At 67.9% G+C, this 866-nt stretch carries 1 protein-coding gene; it reads right to left on the reverse strand.

Annotated elements, in window-relative coordinates; all coding sequences use genetic code 11:
- Positions 1-10: 10 nt before the first annotated feature.
- Positions 11-813 (reverse strand): IS5 family transposase gene (locus QMO56_RS26825; protein WP_408906561.1). Its coding sequence is split into 2 segments (ribosomal slippage): positions 11-468 and positions 468-813, totalling 804 coding nucleotides; the frame shifts between segments, so codons are not numbered across the junction.
- Positions 814-866: the final 53 nt, after the last annotated feature.

Genomic DNA, 866 nt, shown 5'->3' on the forward strand with positions numbered 1-866 from the left:
ACAGCGCCTTTCAAAACCGCTCCTGAAGCGCGTTGAGGCAGATGAGGGAGCAGGCGAGGGCGGTGAGGGCATGGTGGATGTCGAGCCTGCGTTCGTAGCGGATGGCCAGGCGGCGGAAGCGGTTGATCCATGCGAATGTGCGCTCGATGACCCACCGGTGCTTGCCCAGCCTCTGGCTGCTCTCGATGCCGCGGCGCGCGATCCGGTGCCTGATGCCGCGTCGGAAGCAGGCGCGGCGGCAGCGGCGATGATCGTAGGCCTTGTCGGCGTGCAACTTGTCCGGCCTGCGGCGGGGTCGCCCAGGTTTCCCTGCAACAGGTGGCACGGCGTCGAGCAGGTCCTCGAAGGGCTTGCTGTCGTGGGCGTTGGCGCCGCTCAGCAGGAAGGCGAGCGGGGTGCCGCGTCGGTCGGTGACGAGGTGCCGCTTGGTGCCCGCCTTGCCGCGGTCCGTCGGATTCGGCCCGGTTCCGGCACCCCCCTTTTCGCCGCGATGGACGCGCTGTCCACGCAGGCACGGGTCCAGTCGATGCGGTCGGCTTGGCGCAGGCGCCGCAGCAACTCCCGGTGCAGCCGGTCCCACACACCAGCTTCCTGCCAGTCGCGCAGCCGCCGCCAGCAGGTGACGCCGGATCCGCAGCCCATCTCCCGCGGCAGCATCTCCCAAGGGATGCCGGAGCGCAGCACGAAGAGAATTCCGCTCAAGGCGGCCCGGGAGGGCACCGCTGGTCGCCCACCTTTCGGCTTGGGTCGCTCGGGCGGCAACAGCGGCTCAATGACCAACCAGAGTTCATCTGAAATCAGGGGCTTCGCCATGCCCTTCAGATCGGCATAGCCCTACCGCTTTTCCAGGTTTTGAAAGGTGCTCT

This window comes from Roseomonas sp. E05, assembly GCF_030063475.1.
In the GTDB taxonomy this organism is placed as follows: domain Bacteria; phylum Pseudomonadota; class Alphaproteobacteria; order Acetobacterales; family Acetobacteraceae; genus Pseudoroseomonas.